Genomic DNA, 14,329 nt, shown 5'->3' on the forward strand with positions numbered 1-14,329 from the left:
ATTAAAGTCGATATTGCAGTGGGTTTGGATTGGAAAGTCTGAGCATATGCTTTACCATGTGGATGCCAAAAAATGCAGTGTTTTCCGCCGTATGCCAGTGTTACCACGACATGAAATGCGACATGTCACACCTACGAAAGCTCCTATTCCACATAGAAAAAGCCCCACTTAGGCGAGCGCTCGCTGCCCTATTCAGGCGATCTTCACCTCTTCTGGGCGGTCGGCAGGATCAGTCGTGTAATATCTCCTCAGCCATGCAAATCCTGCCAAGCTCATCTCCTTAACTACATCCTTCTCGCTCTCTCCGAGTTGCTGTGCGTCCTCCATGGCTTGCACTGTCCGGGTAAGCGCATGCAACAGAGCTGATCGCTCACCATATCGATCGACAATTATGAGGCGACTCGGTAAGCTCGGAGTATTTGACGTGGCTCTCACGGTATGTACAGAGAGCGCCCGCTGGATGGCCGTCCCAATTGCCGCGAATGTGTCTGGAGGTAGGGCGCTAGGCATCAGCCCAATCATGTGTCGCATGGTGGACGGTTCTCGTCGTCTTCAACAAGCGTCGACCGCGCGCGCCGAGTCGGTAGATGTTAAGCTCTTGGTCGACGGCTGGCGCGCCCGAGTTTCGACCGAGACTAGCCATGCCGGAAATGAACTATATGCGGAAGCTGTCCCGCTGGACGCTACTGGACACTGCAGATGCCGGGCAGCTCCTTGTACGGCAATGTCCGGCCGGAGGTTCAGCCCACCTCTCAACTGAGCCCGCGTGGCGCGAAGAAGCAGCGGATCGTCATATGCGGGGCGGACGTGCAGATGTGATACTGGCTGTCTTCGCTCTCCAAAACCCGGTTCTTCGGGATGAAGTATCTTGTCTTTGACCCGGTGCGGATGTTGAAGTTGCCGCCCGGCAGCGGCTCGACATAGCGCGGGCTGATGACCCGGCAGTCCTTGTTGTCGCAGCATTCGTAGCCGGTGACCGGATCATGGTGGCCGGAATACCAATTATGGGCGACAGCGAGAGCGATGAGGACGAGCTTCATGTCTGCTTGACCTTCTCGGTGCCGAGGGCCCAACGCTCAACTTCGAAAAGACCCCACGGTATGACAATAGGGACGTTTGCGAATGCTTCAAGCGTTGCCGATTAACGACGGACCGCGGCGCCCGCCAACGGCCTTCTGATACAGCCGCTCGATCTTGTGACCGGTCGACCAAAGCAGTTCGCGATCGATGCCTTCGGAAGCGCCTAAGCCGGATCGTCAGATTGGATCGTCTCCCCATCATCCGCGCCGACGAAGGTGGAGTCAGAACAACGCTTACGGAATACAGGTCGCGTCGCGCCGCACTCATTCCGTGCAGCAGAGGAACTATATCCTATCGGTAGCGTTTTACCGGCACACTGAAAATCCTGGAGGATAACATGAGTAAACTGGTCATCTCCGCCGTATCGCTGTTTCTGTCGCTCGGCGCGGCGGCGGTCGCGCAGACAGCGACGGTCGTCGTTCCCGGCGAAGTCAGAACCTACGTTCTTGAGCAGAAATCGCCATCGGTCACGTTTGAAGGTGATGTTGCAATCGGTACGGCGCTTCCTGACACGGTCGAGATCCACACGGTCCCCGATCAGCCCGATTACGGTTATGTGGTCGTCAACAAAAAGCGCGTGCTCGTCAATCCGAAGACCCGCGCGGTGATCGAGGTCATCGAATAACTTGAAGGCACTGCGGGCCCGCCCCAGGCCCGCTATTCCTCCCCATCAGTTTCGTCCAAAGTCAAAGACAGAGGCCGACGTGAATATACGCCCGCATTATTATGCCAGACGCGACGGGGATGGCAGCTGGTCGATCGTCAATACGCAGACGCAAAAGGTCGCTGTCATCGCAGAAATTCTGCCGCTAAGACGCCTAGATGAGTCCACCGCCATGGAGATTATCGATGCCCTGAGAGAGAGGCATTCGGCTTCCGGAGAACCCGGCGCCTCCACCGAAAGAGCGACGGCACGACGGCACGAGGCCCTAAGCCGTTTTAACTAATTTGCTGTCGTTTGATGGTCTGGCATTCTGATCGTGCGTGACGGAGGTGAACCCCTTCCCCTCTTGTCACGTGGTGCGATGGGCTCGCGTTGATTGATGGCCAGCGCGAGCCTCCTTCTATTCATGCGGGAGCATTTATAGTCAGCTCTCGCTCATCCTTATCCTGGGCTTTGCTCTTCCGATACAGCGGGTATGCCTATGCGCAACGCCGACGCAAAGGACCATTATCATGCCGAGCTTAGAAGTGCTGAAGGGAAAGCGGCACATTTGTCAATTTTACGTCGAGAAGGCCGAGGCGCGAGCCGCAAAGGCTACCGAAGATTGTGATTTGCTGGCCGATCTCCTAGGCAGCCTCAGCAGCATTATTCGCGAGGACATTCAGATCCTCGATCAGGAATATGAAGAGAACAACTAGGAACATTCAACCGCCTCGGATGTTCGGCGGAATGGATCGTGCGGCCAAATTCTCCTGTCACCGTGCTTTAGCCCCTTGCACGCGGCTGTGCGGTCCGCCTCCATTCTCCGTGCATCGCTACCGAACGGAAACCGGTAAGACTAATCCTCCTCGCTTAGTTCGGCGGGGCTTTTTATGTACTAGCGGAACATTCTCGGCGATTAAGTCGTTGAATTAAACGGATTGCGCGGCACTACTACGCTCGCGCATCTAGCCGGCGACCTGGCCCTGTTCAACACCCCGTATGCAGGGCCGCTTTTTTGCAGTCTTATGCAGCAACAGCCACCAATGACGCCCTTCGGCCCGAAGCGACCGCTCGTGCCAAACCAGCCAATGTCTCCAACGGGGGTAGCGGACAAATCAGCCGACTAAGCCGCTCACAGCAGTTGCCACATACCCTTCCTGGGGAAATCGCAGCCGGCCATCTGCTAGCACGTATGAGTCCAGCAACACGGACTGAGCCTCTGAAGCGACAGCGCTTATCACAGCTTCACGGTCGAACTCAGAACGCTCCGACAAAAGCACGGCCATCGGCGTCGCTGTCAATTGAAACCGCACATAATTGAAGACAGACGGGAACGTAACCTGTTGGGTAACAGTGTGAATTTCCACCTGATCAAAACCAGCGCCTGATATCATGGCGCGGAGTTCCTCCGCCTCAGAAAAGATATGTTCAGCGCGCTTCGTGTTTGACGCTCCTGGGCCGAGATGCGCATCAAGGGCTTGCGCAAACGCGAAGGCGGCAGGTGTACGCTCGATGGCGGAGTAGACGCTGAGGGCAAGTCGGCCCGAGGCTATCAGTACCCGCCTCATCTCGCGAAGCGCTTGGAACCGATCCGGGAAGAACTGAAGTCCGAGTTGGCAAAGGACGATATCGAAGGAGGCGTCTGGAAACGGAAGGCCAAGAGCACTGCCTTCGATCCACTCGATCGGTGATTCTGTGTTAGCCACATCCCGAGCTACCGCAAGCATACAAGGGTTCAAGTCCAGGCCGACAAGGCGGCCTGCTCCCAAATTCCGCGCCGCAAGACGGGTCACGACCCCTGTACCACATGCGACATCGAGCACCGCGTCTCCTGATTTTAGCTGCGCACGAGCAATAAGGTCGGCGGCCCATAGTGAAGTTATTGCGGGCACGAGATAGCGCTCGTACAACTCGGCCGCGCTGCCATCGAGTTGCCAATGTTCCTCACCGTCTGGCATTACGACTCTCCATGGATGGATAACCGCCAACATACTGGGAAACGCTTAAAGTACCGCACGGGCCGCAGGCTGGCTAGCGCGCCGATTGTCTGCTGTGGGTCGAGACGCGTCGATCGCATCTTCCGAGGTGAGGTCAGGTGGCGCGAAGCGACCACGAGCCCCTTCGGCTGGTGGCATCTGCTGCCGAATTCGGCTTTTTTGCGCGGAACCGCACTAATACATTTGGGCGAGTTTTAACGGTAGATCGCCTCACCCATGTTATAGGAGCCGCGCACCCCTATGAGCGGTATTCGTCACTTCCCCTTTGCCCCGCCGATCGACAGCGGGGCGCTTTTTTTGAATCAATCTCTCTCGCACGCCGCGCAAGTTCCCGATAGGAACCTTCAACCTTCTCGACTGTTGAGCCACTCAAAGTCCCCTTCAGGTGCGCTTATGGAGCTATTGCGCCATCTTCTTTGATCACTTCGGCGAACATAATAGCCATGACGAGCGCGACAAAGATCATTCCCCACATCTCAAGCGTATGGCCTTGAGCGTGCTTCTTTGCCGCTATGAATATGCAAGTGCCACATAGGGTAAGCCAAGCCAGCCCTATCAGCCTCTCAATTGCCAATTCCCAATCCATATTAGGGAGCCATTATGTGCGCCTTCGGTGCGATCGATAGGACCGCGTTACCGTCACCCGGCGCGCTCTTGCCATATCCAGCGATCGCTAGGCCGATGAATGCCACAACGAATAGAATGGATAGGACGCCGGTCCAGTCCGCCGGAGCGTTACGCCGGCGCTTGCCCTTTGCCTGTCTGCTATGTCTGTCATGCTTAACCCCTTAGCCTTCCCTCCCATGGCGCTAAGATAGACGGTCAGCTGCACCTAATGAACACGCCAGAATGACGCCCACGGAACATCTAGCGGGCAATCGCCAGCCAATCGCCGGGTCATTTTTTGTCACTGGGTCAGTGAGAGCTTGCCTGGGGGAGCCGATCGCGTTCAGGTTCGCGACCGAAAGCCGTGTCGTGCCGGTCCTTCGCGTTCATATATCCCACAAGGGCACTTGCAAGGCCAAACGATAAGCGAACTTGAACTGCGTCCTCCCATACCGCGACCTGATCGTTTCTTCGATGATCTATGATACGGTAGGTTCCGTTGTTTTCCCGCTCAATTTCGTATCTCATCGCCGCGCCTATCTTGAACTCAGACGACACATAAAGCCGTATTCTAGCTGATTCGCCATTTTGTGACATTATGTCAGTTAGTAGAGACTAATAAACTATCCCCTTTAGTTCACTCTTGGTTGCTTCTCGGTTCCCTTCATTACCTCTTTTGGTTGACCTGAACGGTCCCCTAGCGCTGCACTGAACGGTAGTCGGATCAAAAGACACCGATTAGAAGGCACTCGAACGAACATTCTTGGTCTTCAATGCCTCTTGATAGCCCGCTAGCCCCGCCCGGATCGCGCGACGCAGCCTCCTGTAGTGTAAGGCGATGCGCCTATTTGCGTCAGTGCGGCAGTTGGCAAATGATGCATCTATGGATGGAATTTCATCTCGAAAAGTGGATGTCGATGCTGGTTATGATGCTGGACGCTGTGAATGTGCCTGACGATGTGCTGCCACATGGATGTTACATGCTCCAAAGAACGGCGATAAAACAATAACTTAGAATACGACTCGCTGATGTATAAATCCGCGAGCCAGACGTAGGGCACATTGCATTAGGGCATGGGGCAACAGGCCACATATCCCGCGCGGGTTTGATGGGCTGGTATGTATCACCACAACAACACTAGGGGCTAGCTTCGGTGGGCCCACTGCTTTTGAGGAGTCTTTATGAACATGGCGAAGCCAAGGACCCATCCACGCTCTGCGGCACTTCTACGCCTCGCCATCTATTCCCAAGCATGTACTCGCAGGCGGTAGCTGAGGCGGAAAGGGCGCTGTTAGGTGCGGTGCCGCCCAAATGACCCGCGACACAAACGCGGCATGGCTCATGCTAATTATTGGATGGGGCAGCCACGCTGCCTCATTTTATATGTTGTTCAAGTGGTTGATTGGCGTTTGAACCAACATCGCCCACTTCGACACGCGGACGTCCAGTCCGAGCGCCGTAACATTGTCTAGGCAGGTCTTGGCGAGCGCGACTGCATAGTAAGTGATTGCGATCATTGCGATCACAGAGAAGCCTTCGACTGCTTGCTGGATATGCAATTGAGCGCGGGTCCGTTCATCCATCGAGCTAAGCAGCGACGCATTCTGATCTTCAAGCTGAACCTGGATCGTTGTTCTTAGCAGATACCCAGCCAGTCCAACCCTGCCTGTGAGCTCGTCCAAGCGCCGCTCTGCCGCTTCAATTGAACGCATTGCCGGCTGAAGTCGCCGGGCAATGAAAGTGCCGATCCTCTGTCGTTGCTCGACGCGTTCCTCCCGCAGTTCCTGCAGGCGGCCGGACACTATTTCGGCATAGGCTGCAGCGGTGCCGAAGCGGCGTCGAGCCGAGGTGGCGAACCGAATGACGTCAGAGGAAAGCTTCGTGGCTTCGCCAAGCAGCTCCTTGTCGACCTTCGACGACCGCTGCATGTGTTCGATCAGGTGATCCAGGCGGCTGTCGAACACTTGAAGCTTCCCAATCTCTCCTTTGCCACCGGGAGCGCCAGAAGCGCCATCATGCGATATGTCTCTACCTCCAGAAGCCTGCGGACCATCCGTCCGACGCGGTAAGCATTCAGATTTCTGTTGATCAAGAGGAGTTCTACGAATCCTGCTCCGTTAAGCCTGAAGGTCTAGTGGACCACGGCGTCGCCGCCGCCGACCTCGGATGCAACGAAGTCCACCCGTGGCCCTTCAAAGCGGGTCAACTCCGGTTCGCCGCCGCACGATGCGCACAGTTCGTTGAAGGCATCGGAAACGGGCGGGCATTTTCTGGAGATGCGCTCTCTGCATAGGTCAAGGTTACGAATTCAGCGTGGATTTCCCATTTCAGACGACCGTTGCTGTAGGTTCCGATGCCATGCTTGCCGTCAGGACTCGCGACAGATCGTCCATGGATCCGATGGCCGTTGGAGAAGGCGGCTTTGCGCCAGCGATCGCGACGTGCCAACGTTGGTATCGCTATCGAAGTAGAGCGAAGGTCGAGCGTGCAACTCGTCGTGCAGTTCGCGACGAAGATGATGGTCCGTTCCGGGGTAGGTGTCTTTGTTCAAGGCCGTCAATCTGCGCTATTTGGAGGCCGCGCCGTCCGGCGCGGCCAGTTCAATGAGGAGTGACTATCGCCGAGGCCAGTTGTCGAAGGTTAAGGGTGCCGATGGCCGCTCCCGTCGAATCCGTCACGGCGGCGTCCTCATCCGCGCGTCGATCGGTCAATATCCTCATTGCATCTTCGGTCGTCGTTCCCGATGCTATGTTCGTGCCGTTCAGCCGGTGTCCGGGTTCGGCCGGCGTCATAATCGCATCCACGTGGATGACCCGTCCCCGATTGACCTCCTTCACGAAGTTGGCGATGTATTCGTCGGCCGGTCTAAGGACGATGTCCTGGCTGGTGCCTTGCTGAATGACCTCGCCGTCCCGGAGAATGGCTATCTGGTCACCCAGGCGGAGGGCCTCATCGAGATCGTGAGTGATGAATACGATCGTCTTTTTGATCTCCTTTTGAAGGTCCAGCAGGACGGTCTGCATGTCCATCCTGATCAGCGGATCGAGTGCCGAGTATGCTTCGTCCATCAGCAGGACCGGCGCGTCGTTGGCGAGCGCGCGGGCAAGGCCGACGCGTTGCTGCATGCCACCTGAAAGCTGATTGGGATATTTCCGTTCGAATCCCTTCAGTCCGACGCGCTCGATCCATTGCATGGCGGTCTCGACGCCTCTGGCGCGAGGGACACCCTGGACTTCCAATCCGTAGATCGCGTTTTCAAGCACGTTGCGATGCGGAAGCAGCGCAAATTTCTGAAACACCATTGCCGTCTGGTGGCGACGAAACTCCTGCAGTTCCGCGGGGTTCATCTTGACTACGTCGACACCCTTCACCAGGACCTCGCCTGCGGTCGGATCGATCAAACGGTTGATATGCCTGATCAGCGTGGACTTCCCGGAGCCCGACAGGCCCATGATGACCTGGATGCAACCAGCCGGCATCTCGATGTTGATATCTTTCAGACCAAGCACGTGTCCGTGCTTTTCGTTCAGTTCGGCTTTGGAGAGACCGTTGCGGACGGCGTCGACATAGGCAGCGCCGTTAGGCCCGAAAATCTTGTAAAGGTTGCGTATTTCTATCCCTTTGAAGCGGTTATCAGCCATGGACCACCTCCCGGTGCTTCTGCAGGCGGTGTCCGTATGCCTGGCTGACCCGGTCGAAGATGATTGCGATGCCCACGATGGCGAGTCCATTGAAGATCCCCAATGTAAAATACTGATTGGCGATGGCCTTGAGAACAGGCTGACCGAGGCCCTGCACACCGATCATCGAGGCGATAACCACCATGGCAAGCGCCATCATGATCGTCTGGTTGATTCCGGCCATGATCGTCGGGAGCGCCAGAGGGAGTTGAACTTTTCTCAGCTTTTGCCAGCTTGAGGAGCCAAAAGCATCGGCCGCCTCCAGGACATCCTTGTCAACGAGGCGGATGCCAAGGTTGGTCAACCGGATCATCGGTGGTATCGCATAGATCACGACTGCGATAAGTCCTGGCACGCGTCCAATGCCAAGCAGCATGACCACGGGTATCAGGTATACGAAGCTGGGCATCGTCTGCATCACGTCAAGGAGGGGATTGATCACTCTCTGGACCCGGTCCGACCGCGACATGAGGATTCCAATCGGGATTCCGATCGCGATGGACAAGATGGTGCACACCAGGATCATCGAGATGGTCCGCATGGTGTCGTCCCACATGTCGAGGTAGCCGATTGCCAGCAAGGTGGGAAGACAGCCCAAGACCACCTTGACGCTTCGGCTGCCGGCCCACGCGATGGCTAGAATCATCAGCGTAATAATCGGCCATGGCGTCTGCGTCATGAAACGCTCTGCGGCCATCAGGAAGTGCTGCAGCGGCGAGAACATGTTTTCGATACCTTCACCGTAAGCGCGGGTGAACGATCTAAATCCGTCGTCTATCGCCTTCTTGAGATTGCGAAGAGCGTCATCATCCATGTGCGGGAATTCGTAAAACCATTCCATGCGGTTCCCCTTTTCTTAAAAAGAGTCGGCCAAATTCTTCTTATTTTCGGCGTTTACGTGTGCGGTGCGCATGGATACGCACCGCACACAGGACTTACAGAGAAGCTTCGATTTTCTCTGCTGCTTCAGGCGAGACCCACTTGGTCCAGAGGTCCTTGTTTTCTTTCAGGAAGTGTTTCGCACCATCTTCGCCGGACGCTTGATTTTCAGTCATCCAGGCCATCAGCTTGCCGACCGTGTCATTGCTCCAGGAGCGCTTTTCGAGATAGCTCATGACCTCAGGACCGACCTTTTCCGAGAATGGTTTCGCCACCAGGGTTACGACCTTGTCGACAGGCCAGGCATTCGGCTTCGGATCAGGGCAATCGGCCACGGTGTTGCAGCGCTTCCACTCGACCGCATCATGGGGCACACCGGCATCGAGCTTTACCATCTCATACTTGCCCAGAAGCGCAGTGGGAGCCCAGTAATACGTCGCAAAGCCCTGCTGGCGCTCATAGGCTTTTGCAATCGCCCCATCGAGGCCGGCAGCCGAACCAGTGTCAACAAGGGTGAAGCCCGCCTTGTCAGCGTCGAAAGCCTTGTAGAGTTGCGAAGTGACGATCGTTCCTCCCCAACCCTGAGGCCCGTTGAAAATCGCGCCCTTCTTCGAATCCTCCGCATCGGGGACAAGGTCGGGGTGTTTCAGCATATCGGGGATTGTCTTGAGGTCGGGATGAGCCTCGGCAAGATACTTGGGTATCCACCAGCCTTGAACGCCGCCATCGGGAAGAGGGGAGCCGACTTGAATGATCTGACCCTCTTCCGTTCCTTTCTTCACGACATCCGGCAGAAGGTCGATCCAAGCTTCGGGCGCGATATCCGGCTGGCCCTTCTCCGCCATCGAAGTGATGGTCGGAACCGTGTCACCAACGGTGATGTCAGCGCTACATCCATAGCCTTCATTCAGAATAATCTTGTCGAGGTTTGAAAGAACCTCTGCGCTTTGCCAATTCATGCTGGCAATCGTCACGCTTCCACATTCTGCGGCGCTGACAAGCGATGTTCCGCCAAGAAGGCCGAACATCAGGCATGTTGATGCAAGGAGTTTGTTCATTATCGTTCCCTTTGTTGAGCGGCGCTTTTTTGAAGCGGGGCGCTGCGTTAGCCCGCTCATGCGGTCGTCAGGAGGCGTCTCCCATACTCACCGATTTTTTGGATGCTGCCGAAAGTCGTTCCGCAACGGTGGCTTCCAGGCCAAAAGCGCGCATCGCCTCGATCGCCGCTGCGGTCGTACCCCGATAATCGAGAAACGAATTAACGACGTTGTTTGGACAGTCATCTCGATGCTCAAGCAAAGCCCCGGCCCCTATCAGCACCGTGTTCACGGCGCGCCGTGCGATATCTGTGGGAAGGCCGTGGTCGACGGCATCTTTCATCATCGCGGCAGCGAACAGCGCCGGAAAGGCAGGCCCCGACCCGGACAAGCCAGTCAAATAGTCAATATCGCTTTCGCCATTCACTTCGTCTTCGACGCCAAAAGCATGAAAGATACGACGTGCGATGCTTCGATCGGCCTCGTCCATGCCACCTGATGCAATCCAGGGCGTATAGGATCTGCCAACCTCAGCGGCGGCGTTGGGTATGGCGCGGACAACGCGGCTCGTTTGATGATGTGTCGCAAGCTGGTCCAGGCGGATGCCCGCCATAACAGAGATGACGAGTTTGCCGTTGGCGTCGACCGACAGAGAGGGCCAATCGGCCGGACGGACAGAAACGATGATCACGTCCGATCGATCCGCAAGCTCCTGGTTGTCTTGCGTGCAGTGAACGGTCGGAAAAGACGCGGGCCTCTCATGCCGACAGGAGAGCGTGAGTGCTTCGTGCTCAACAACGCCCTTGTTGAGTATCGCACTGGCAAGGGCCTTCCCAAGCCACCCTCCGCCACCGATCACGCCGATCCTTCGTGAGTCCTGCATCCGCTTCTTCTCATTTCGGTTTGTAGCCATGCCTGGCAAAGAAGCGGTCAAGCTCTCTTTGCTGGGGTATCTGGCCGGTGTAGATCGCGATATATTCGGGAATACGCTTCATTCGCACCGCGATCTCTTCGCGGGACTGCATCGAGATGTAGCCAATCTGAACGAGATAGGTCGTCCGGGCTCGGACGTCGGCTGGTGTTTCCTCGTATCCAAAGCGCACGAACATTCGCTTGAGCGCCTCAAGCCGAACTTGATCTGCCTTCTGGACTTCCAAAAGGATCTCTTCGGATTGCAGCGCCCAACTGCGCACTGCAAATTCGAACTTGGAGTCAAACAAGTTCTGATCGAGCCAGCAATCAAAAACGTTAAGCATGGCCTCGGCAAGTGATTCCGCGTAGGCTTCGCTCTGCTTTATTATGTTTCCTGTGTTTTTTTCTCGCCAGCGCCCAATCAGGCCGGCAAGCAATTCTTCGCGATCCTTGAAGAACCAATAGAAGCTCGTCCGAGAGAGGTTGAGTTTCTTGGCCAAGGGGAGAATTTTCACTGAATCAACGCCCGACTCGAGCAGAGTTTCGTAGGCCGCTTCCAGCCATCCCTCGTGCGATCCGCGCCAACCGGTATCGTTCAAAGCCTGCTCCATGATTGACCTCCTAACAAAAAATGAAACCCGACACAAGAAAAATGTACACATGTGTCGACAAAAACGACTTTAGTGTTTTGTCTGTTGACACATATGTACATTTTCGCGTAGCGTCTAGCACAACTGTCCTAGTCCGGAGCCCGACAGATGTCGAACGATCCTCTCCTTCAGCCGTATCAGCTCAAGCACCTGAAGCTTCGCAACCGCATCATCGTAACGTCGCACGAGCCGGCATACCCTGAAGATGGTATGCCCAAGGAGCGCTATCTTGCCTACACCGTGGAAAGGGCAAAGGGCGGTGTCGCCATGACGATGACGGCCGGCTCCGCGGCTGTTTCGAAAGACAGTCCGCCCGTCTTCAACAACCTGCTCGCCTACAAGGACGAGATCGTGCCGTGGCTGAAGGCAATGACCGATGCGGTCCATGAGGAAGGGGCGGCGATCATGATCCAGCTCACTCACCTCGGCCGTCGCACGCGCTGGGACAAGGGCGACTGGCTTCCCGTTGTCGCACCGTCGCATCAGCGCGAGGCCTCACACCGGACTTTCCCCAAGAAGATCGAAGATTGGGACATCGAGCGCATCATAAAGGACTTTGCCGACGCTGCAGAACGCATGAAGGCCGGGGGCATGGATGGCGTCGAACTGGAGGCCTATGGACACCTTCTTGACCAGTTCGCGTCCCCGCTGACAAACGAACTCGAAGGTCCTTACGGTGGTTCGCTCGACAATCGCATGCGTTTCTGTCTGGATGTTCTGAAGGCGATCCGGAAACGGGTCGGAGAGGACTTCATTCTGGGAATACGCTATACCGCTGATGAATGTCTTCCCGGCGGCACCGGCAAGGCTGACGGCCTCGAAATCTCCAAGCGCCTCAAAGAAAGCGGCCTCATTGACTACTTGAATGTGATCCGCGGTCATATCGACACCGACGCCGGCCTCACAGATGTCATCCCGATCCAGGGTATGGCGAACTCCCCGCATCTCGATTTTGCAGGTGAAATTCGCGCCGCGACGAATTTCCCCACCTTCCACGCAGCGAAAATCCCGGATGTTGCAACTGCCCGCCATGCGATTGCGTCGGGCAAGGTCGACATGGTCGGTATGACCCGCGCTCATATGACGGACCCGCACATCGTTCGCAAAATCATGGAGAAGCGCGAAGAGGACATCCGTCCCTGCGTCGGCGCCAACTACTGTTTGGACCGCATTTACCAGGGTGGGGCGGCTTATTGCATCCACAATGCCGCGACCGGCCGCGAGCTGACGATGCCACATGTGGTCAAAAAGGCGGACATTCGTAAGAAAGTTGTCGTCGTCGGCGCAGGCCCAGGAGGGCTCGAAGCCGCAAGGGTTGCAGCCGAGCGCGGACATGACGTCGTTGTATTCGAGGCGGCCAACGATCCCGGCGGCCAAATCCGCTTGACGGCCCAAAGCGAGCGCCGGAGGGAAATGATCAGCATCATCGACTGGCGGATGAACCAGTGCGAAAAGTACGGTGTGGGCTTCCGTTTCAACACCTGGGCGGAAGCCGACACGGTGGAGGCGGAGAGGCCCGACGTGGTGATCATCGCCACCGGTGGCATGCCGCATACAGACGTCCTCTCCACGGGTAATGAACTGGTCGTCTCGGCCTGGGACATCATTTCAGGTGACGTGAAACCAGGAACGAACGTTCTTATCTTCGATGACGCGGGCGACCACGCAGGGCTGCAGGCTGCCGAGTTCATTGCCAAGGCGGGCGCCAAGGTGGAAATCATGACACCTGACCGTTCCTTCGCCCCGGAAGTCATGGCGATGAACCTCGTGCCCTATATGCGTTCGCTGCAGAACCTCGACGTCACCTTCACCGTAACCTTCAGGCTTGAAGCGGTCGAAAAGAACGGCAATCAGCTTATTGCCCACGTCGGCAGCGATTACGGCGGTGTTGCGAAGCAGCGCAGAGTCGACCAGGTCGTCATCAACCACGGGACAATCCCGCTCGATGAGCTTTATTTCGAGCTGAAACCCTTTTCCACCAATCTCGGCGAAATTTCGCAGCAGCAATTGGTCGCCGGCGAACCCCAGACTGTCGTGCGCAATCCTGAAGGGAAGTTCCAGCTCTTCCGGATTGGTGATGCTGTGGCCGCTCGCAACACCCATGCTGCCATCTACGATGGGTTGCGGATCGCCAAGGATATCTGACGAAAAGGCGGTCCGAAATGTCGGACGGCCAACCTTCACGCAGTGCCGTCGGGCAGGGCCGTCGAAGCCTGGATGGTTGTGGATACGCCGTTTGCAGCATCTGATCGCTCACCAATGCGCCATGGTCGCACGGCTCAATTCTTCAATATTTTCCGCGCTCAAGCGGCCGGAGATGACGTGAAAAAGGAAGGACCCCATGAAAATTCTGGTCCCCGTGAAGCGGGTGGTTGATTACAATGTGAAGATCCGCGTCAAGCCGGATGGCACGGGCGTCGAGCTTGCCAACGTGAAGATGTCGATGAACCCGTTCGACGAGATCTCGGTGGAAGAGGCGCTGCGGCTCAAGGAAGCCGGCAAGGCTGAGGAAGTGGTCGTCGTGTCGATCGGTCCGGCCAAGGCCGAAGAGACGCTGCGCACCGCGCTCGCCATGGGCGCCGACCGGGCGATCCTGGTCGAGACCGACGAGACGGTCGAGCCGCTTGCCGTTGCCAAGATCCTCAAGGGCGTGGCTGACGCCGAACAGCCCGGCCTCATCATCGTCGGCAAGCAGGCGATCGACGACGATTCGAACCAGACCGGCCAGATGCTCGCCGCCCTTCTAGGGACTGCCCAGGCAACCTTCGCCTCGAAGATCGAGATTACCGACGGCAAAGCGACCGTCACCCGCGAAGTCGATGGCGGCCTGCAGACGATCGA

At 56.7% G+C, this 14,329-nt stretch carries 12 protein-coding genes and 1 pseudogene; 4 read left to right on the plus strand and 9 right to left on the minus strand.

The window, feature by feature from the left end; all coding sequences use genetic code 11:
- Nucleotides 1-192: 192 nt before the first annotated feature.
- Together A3C3_RS47990 and A3C3_RS0129645 are read right to left on the minus strand one after the other, a co-directional pair.
- The gene (locus A3C3_RS47990) at nt 193-327 is read right to left on the minus strand and encodes a hypothetical protein (RefSeq protein WP_267903790.1); all 135 of its coding nucleotides are present in this window, start codon (nt 325-327) and stop codon (nt 193-195) included.
- A 425-nt stretch (nt 328-752) separates the two neighbouring features.
- Nucleotides 753-1,040: a hypothetical protein gene (locus tag A3C3_RS0129645; RefSeq protein WP_022718202.1), complete on the minus strand. Its 288-nt coding sequence runs from the start codon at nt 1,038-1,040 to the stop codon at nt 753-755.
- Nucleotides 1,041-1,417: 377 nt separating this feature from the next.
- Here A3C3_RS0129645 and A3C3_RS0129650 point away from each other — a divergent pair, with 377 nt between their 5' ends.
- Nucleotides 1,418-1,705, plus strand: coding sequence for a DUF1236 domain-containing protein (locus A3C3_RS0129650; RefSeq protein ID WP_022718203.1), 288 nt, complete (start codon nt 1,418-1,420; stop codon nt 1,703-1,705).
- 551 nt (nt 1,706-2,256) lie between these two features.
- Nucleotides 2,257-2,442 carry a hypothetical protein gene (locus A3C3_RS0129655; RefSeq protein WP_022718204.1) on the plus strand — a complete coding sequence of 62 codons (186 nt, stop codon included), beginning with the start codon at nt 2,257-2,259 and terminating at the stop codon, nt 2,440-2,442.
- Nucleotides 2,443-2,841: 399 nt separating this feature from the next.
- Here the strand turns inward: A3C3_RS0129655 and A3C3_RS0129660 are convergent, their stop codons facing one another.
- From A3C3_RS0129660 to A3C3_RS0129700, 7 genes and pseudogenes are all read right to left on the minus strand, one after another.
- The gene (locus A3C3_RS0129660; protein WP_022718205.1) at nt 2,842-3,684 is read right to left on the minus strand and encodes a class I SAM-dependent methyltransferase; all 843 of its coding nucleotides are present in this window, start codon (nt 3,682-3,684) and stop codon (nt 2,842-2,844) included.
- Between the two features lie 2,025 nt (nt 3,685-5,709).
- Nucleotides 5,710-6,422, minus strand: a pseudogene (locus tag A3C3_RS48685) (DUF3422 family protein).
- A 508-nt stretch (nt 6,423-6,930) separates the two neighbouring features.
- Nucleotides 6,931-7,971 (minus strand): quaternary amine ABC transporter ATP-binding protein, encoded by a 1,041-nt coding sequence (locus A3C3_RS0129680; RefSeq protein WP_022718208.1) that lies wholly within the window; start codon nt 7,969-7,971, stop codon nt 6,931-6,933.
- Nucleotides 7,964-8,851 carry an ABC transporter permease gene (locus A3C3_RS0129685; RefSeq protein WP_022718209.1) on the minus strand — a complete coding sequence of 296 codons (888 nt, stop codon included), beginning with the start codon at nt 8,849-8,851 and terminating at the stop codon, nt 7,964-7,966. Before A3C3_RS0129685 ends, A3C3_RS0129680 begins: the two co-directional genes overlap by 8 nt.
- Nucleotides 8,852-8,945: 94 nt before the next feature.
- Nucleotides 8,946-9,947, minus strand: a complete 1,002-nt coding sequence (locus A3C3_RS0129690) for an ABC transporter substrate-binding protein (RefSeq protein ID WP_022718210.1) — start codon at nt 9,945-9,947, stop codon at nt 8,946-8,948.
- A gap of 67 nt (nt 9,948-10,014) precedes the next feature.
- Nucleotides 10,015-10,809 carry a pyrroline-5-carboxylate reductase family protein gene (locus tag A3C3_RS0129695; RefSeq protein WP_022718211.1) on the minus strand — a complete coding sequence of 265 codons (795 nt, stop codon included), beginning with the start codon at nt 10,807-10,809 and terminating at the stop codon, nt 10,015-10,017.
- Between the two features lie 10 nt (nt 10,810-10,819).
- Nucleotides 10,820-11,449, minus strand: a complete 630-nt coding sequence (locus tag A3C3_RS0129700; RefSeq protein ID WP_022718212.1) for a TetR/AcrR family transcriptional regulator — start codon at nt 11,447-11,449, stop codon at nt 10,820-10,822.
- Between the two features lie 147 nt (nt 11,450-11,596).
- Here A3C3_RS0129700 and A3C3_RS0129705 point away from each other — a divergent pair, with 147 nt between their 5' ends.
- On the plus strand, nt 11,597-13,633 hold the full coding sequence (locus A3C3_RS0129705; protein ID WP_022718213.1) for an NADH:flavin oxidoreductase: 2,037 nt from the start codon (nt 11,597-11,599) through the stop codon (nt 13,631-13,633).
- A gap of 196 nt (nt 13,634-13,829) precedes the next feature.
- A partial coding sequence (locus A3C3_RS0129710; RefSeq protein WP_022718215.1) for an electron transfer flavoprotein subunit beta/FixA family protein occupies nt 13,830-14,329 on the plus strand: 500 nt, incomplete at its 3' end.

The organism is Rhizobium mongolense USDA 1844 (assembly GCF_000419765.1).
Taxonomy (GTDB): domain Bacteria; phylum Pseudomonadota; class Alphaproteobacteria; order Rhizobiales; family Rhizobiaceae; genus Rhizobium; species Rhizobium mongolense.

Coding starts and splice junctions, on each gene's coding strand:
- A3C3_RS0129700 (WP_022718212.1), bottom strand. CDS start 11,449: ATGGAGCAGGCTTTGAACGATACCGGTTGGCGCGGATCGCACGAGGGA.
- A3C3_RS0129645 (WP_022718202.1), bottom strand. CDS start 1,040: ATGAAGCTCGTCCTCATCGCTCTCGCTGTCGCCCATAATTGGTATTCC.
- A3C3_RS47990 (WP_267903790.1), bottom strand. CDS start 327: ATGGAGGACGCACAGCAACTCGGAGAGAGCGAGAAGGATGTAGTTAAG.
- A3C3_RS0129655 (WP_022718204.1), top strand. CDS start 2,257: ATGCCGAGCTTAGAAGTGCTGAAGGGAAAGCGGCACATTTGTCAATTT.
- A3C3_RS0129705 (WP_022718213.1), top strand. CDS start 11,597: ATGTCGAACGATCCTCTCCTTCAGCCGTATCAGCTCAAGCACCTGAAG.
- A3C3_RS0129685 (WP_022718209.1), bottom strand. CDS start 8,851: ATGGAATGGTTTTACGAATTCCCGCACATGGATGATGACGCTCTTCGC.
- A3C3_RS0129680 (WP_022718208.1), bottom strand. CDS start 7,971: ATGGCTGATAACCGCTTCAAAGGGATAGAAATACGCAACCTTTACAAG.
- A3C3_RS0129690 (WP_022718210.1), bottom strand. CDS start 9,947: ATGAACAAACTCCTTGCATCAACATGCCTGATGTTCGGCCTTCTTGGC.
- A3C3_RS0129660 (WP_022718205.1), bottom strand. CDS start 3,684: ATGCCAGACGGTGAGGAACATTGGCAACTCGATGGCAGCGCGGCCGAG.
- A3C3_RS0129650 (WP_022718203.1), top strand. CDS start 1,418: ATGAGTAAACTGGTCATCTCCGCCGTATCGCTGTTTCTGTCGCTCGGC.
- A3C3_RS0129695 (WP_022718211.1), bottom strand. CDS start 10,809: ATGCAGGACTCACGAAGGATCGGCGTGATCGGTGGCGGAGGGTGGCTT.